Consider the following 3,377-nt stretch of genomic DNA (forward strand, 5'->3'; position numbering starts at 1 on the left):
ACGCGGTGCCGGTGTGGCAGGGGGCCACCTGGTCGGGCGCCGCGACACGGCTGACGTCCGGGTGCGCCGTCCTGGCCGGGCTGGTGGGCGAGGTGCTCGGTCGTGGTGTCCGTGTCCCCGGTCGTGGCGCGGGGCCCACCGTGGAGGACATCCCGTGCGACCCGGCCGCCACGCCCACGGTGCGCGGGGTCGCCAACCGGGCCGCACTGGTGGCCAACCGGAGGCCCCAGCTCGACGCGCTGGAGAACCCGGAAGGGCCGGTGCTCACCGTCGGCGCGAGCTGCGCGGCCGACCTCGTGCCCGCGGGGGTGGCCCGGTACCGGTACGGGGAGCGGCTGGGACTGCTGTGGCTGGACACGCACCCGGACTGCAACACCGCGGACAGTTCCCCGTCCGGCGCGTTCAACGGCATGGTGCTGCGCGCGCTGCTGGGGGAGGGCGACCCGGACTTCGCCGCCGCACCGCCGGTGGCACCGGGGCGGGCGGTCCTCGCGGGTGCGGCCGTGTTCGACGAGGAGGAGCGCCGGGTCGCCGACCGTGGCCTCGTGCGGGCCGTGCCCGCGCGCCCCGACGACGTCGTCGGGGCGCTGACCGACGCCGGTGTCCACCGGGTGTACGTGCACCTCGACCTGGACCTGCTCGACCGTGACGCGTTCGGGGCGACCGTCGGGCAGGGCGCACCGGGGACCGGCGTGTCGGTGGCGGGGCTCGTGGCGGTGCTCGACGCGCTGGCCGACCTGGAGGTCGTGGGGGCCGCGATCACCGAGTGCACGGCGGCCGACCGCGCCGAGGTGCTTCCGCTGGTCCCGGTGGTCGAGGCGTTGGGCCGCCGACTGGGCGGGTGAGTTCGGCCGACTTGTCACGACGGCACAACGGTTCGTCCGGTTCCTGTCATATCCACCGAAAACGCCGTGCGTACCGCGCCCGCGGTGATACTTTCGGTGACACCGCGGTTCGATCTCGTGGTCGGTGTCATCCCTCGGTGTCGTGGGAAGGGGGCATGTCGGCGTGCCGGAACGGACAGCGGAACAGGTCTCCGACACGATCGTCTCCGGGCGGCTGGCCGAGATCATGCGGCCGGAACTGGAGAGTGTCGCCGACGAGATCGTCGCGGAGATCCGGTCGTCCATTCCGGAGTACCGGCGTCCGCTCGACGGCCCCTACGGCAAGTCGATCACCGCGGGGGTGCGGCACGCGGTGTCGCTGTTCGTGTCCCAGATCGCCGATCCCGGCGCGTCCAAGCAGCACGCGCACGAGGTGCACCGCAGGCTGGGGCAGTACGAGATGCGCGAGGGCCGCAGTCTCGACACGTTGCAGGCCGCCTACCGGGTGGGCGCCCGCGTCGCCTGGCGGCGGATCATGGAGGTGGGCCGCCGTCGCGGGTTCACCTCGGGGGTGATGTCCCAGCTGGCCGACGCGATGCTCGGCTTCATGGACGAGCTGGCCTCGGTGGCACTCGACGGATTCCTGGAGGCGAAGGCGAGTTCGGCCGACGCGCTGGACACCTGGCGGCGCAGGCTGCTGCAGCTGGTGCTCGAACGTCCCGCCGCGCCGCCGGAGGCGATCGACGAGTTGGCACAGCTCGTCGGCTGGACCCGGCCGAAGACCGCCACCCCCGTGGCCGTGCGTCCGCTGCGCCCGCTGCCCTCCGGGCACCGGCCCCCGCTGGACGCCGACGTGCTGGCGGAGCTGAGCGGCGCGGAGCCGCGGCTGCTGGTGCCGGGGACGATGTCGCAGGCCCGGGTGGCGGCGTTGGAACGGGCACTGCCCCGGTGCCGGCTGGCGGTGGGGCCGTGCGTCCCGTTGGAGGCCGTCCCGGACTCCCTGCGGTGGGCGCGTAAGGCGCTGTCCCTGGTGGACGACGGGGTGCTGCCGCCCCGCCGGGTCGTTCCCGTGCACGACTGCCTGCCCGTGCTGCTGCTGCACTCGGACGACGCCCTGGCGGCGCAGCTGCGCCGTCGGCTGCTCGCCACGCTGGACGGGCTGACCGCGCGGCAGCGGGAACGGATGCTCGACACGCTCCGGGCGTGGCTGGACGCCCAGGGCAACGTCCTTGACATGGCCGAGCGTCTCGCCGTGCACCCGCAGACGGTGCGCTACCGCATGCGGCAACTGGAGAACACCTTCGGCGACCGCCTCCGCGACCCCGACGCCCGCTTCGAACTCGACCTCGCCCTGCGCACCCTCTCCCCCCGCGACAAACCCACCCTCCCCAAACCCCGCACCCGCTCGTAACCCCTGCGGGGGTGTTGCCGTGAAGGGCACCTTCCCTGCGTTGAATGCCGTGAGGGGCACTTTCACTGCGTCTGACGCAGGGAAAGTGCCCCTCACGGCACACACCCGGGGTGAGCGGGTGGGGTCAGTGGACCTGCAGGTGGGTGATCAGCCAGGTGTGGTCGGGCTTTTCCGCGGTGACGACGAGTTGCAGGGGGGTGGTGGTCGGGTCGCCGTCGGCGCGGCGGGAGGTCTGGTCCGCGAAGACGAGGACGCGGGCGGTGTCGTCGGTCAGGGACAGGACGGCGGCGTCGGTGACGTTGGTGGCCACGGTCAGCCGTTGCTCGGCGGCGCGGTCGTGCAGGACGGTGACCAGCTCGCCGTACTCCCGTCCCGCCCGGCCCGTCAGCAGCTCCTCCGCCGCCTGCGCGGTGGCGCCCAGGTCGTCGGAGGAGTACGACAGCACCCGGTTCACCGCGCGGGTGACCGCGGAGCGCACCTCGGCGGTGGCGTCGACGTCCACGAACGCGCGGTCCCGCGCCGACTCCGAGCCGCGCAGGGCCTCACCGCGCACGACGAAATGGGCACCGAGCCCGGCCAGCGCCACGGCGAGCACGGCCAGTAGCAACGGCAACCGTTTCACTTCCCACCTCCCGGCCCCGGCCGTTCCAGCCCGGACACCTTCCACCCGTCGGCGGTCTCGGCCAGCGAGACGACGAAGCGTTGGCGTGTGGTGGTCGACGGTTCACCCTCCCGGGACCGGGTGATCTCCACGGCGGCCAGCAGCGTCGCGGTGCCGGTCTCCGGGGAGAACGCGGACAGCCCCGCCTCGACGACCTCGGCACGGGCGACGGTGGCCGCCCGCCGGACGGCCTCCCGGGTTCCGGCGTCGGTGTCCGCGAGCTCGGTGTGCAGCGGCCCCGTCGTCACCGCCAGCCACCGGTCGATCCCCGTGTCCACGTCGTGGTGGTCGAGGGTGGTCAGCACCGCGACGTGCTCGCGTGCGGTGCGCACCACCTCGTCGCGGTCGGCCGCCTTCCCGATCTCCGCGTCGGTGGCCGCCCGGGCCCACCACAGCAGCGACCACACGGCGAACACCCCCGCGACGAGCACCGCGACCCCCGCGGCGACGGTGGCGGTGGCCGCGGGCGGTGACGTCAGTC

Annotated in this window: 4 protein-coding genes; 2 read left to right on the forward strand and 2 right to left on the reverse strand. The window is 73.9% G+C overall.

The window, feature by feature from the left end; all coding sequences use genetic code 11:
* Both ACTIR_RS0100160 and ACTIR_RS0100165 read left to right on the forward strand, forming a co-directional pair.
* Nucleotides 1-845, forward strand: an 845-nt coding sequence (locus ACTIR_RS0100160) for an arginase family protein (RefSeq protein WP_233345786.1), incomplete at its 5' end; no start/stop codon positions are given.
* 226 nt (nucleotides 846-1,071) lie between these two features.
* Nucleotides 1,072-2,235 (forward strand): PucR family transcriptional regulator, encoded by a 1,164-nt coding sequence (locus ACTIR_RS0100165; protein WP_084789255.1) that lies wholly within the window; start codon nucleotides 1,072-1,074, stop codon nucleotides 2,233-2,235.
* 124 nt (nucleotides 2,236-2,359) lie between these two features.
* Here the strand turns inward: ACTIR_RS0100165 and ACTIR_RS0100170 are convergent, their stop codons facing one another.
* The gene (locus ACTIR_RS0100170; protein WP_026452775.1) at nucleotides 2,360-2,857 is read right to left on the reverse strand and encodes a hypothetical protein; all 498 of its coding nucleotides are present in this window, start codon (nucleotides 2,855-2,857) and stop codon (nucleotides 2,360-2,362) included.
* Nucleotides 2,854-3,375, reverse strand: a complete 522-nt coding sequence (locus tag ACTIR_RS26105; RefSeq protein ID WP_052583655.1) for a hypothetical protein — start codon at nucleotides 3,373-3,375, stop codon at nucleotides 2,854-2,856. Before ACTIR_RS26105 ends, ACTIR_RS0100170 begins: the two co-directional genes overlap by 4 nt.
* Between the last annotated feature and the right edge of the window lie 2 nt (nucleotides 3,376-3,377).

Origin of the sequence: Saccharomonospora iraqiensis subsp. iraqiensis (assembly GCF_000430445.1) — a bacterium.
Taxonomy (GTDB): domain Bacteria; phylum Actinomycetota; class Actinomycetes; order Mycobacteriales; family Pseudonocardiaceae; genus Saccharomonospora; species Saccharomonospora iraqiensis.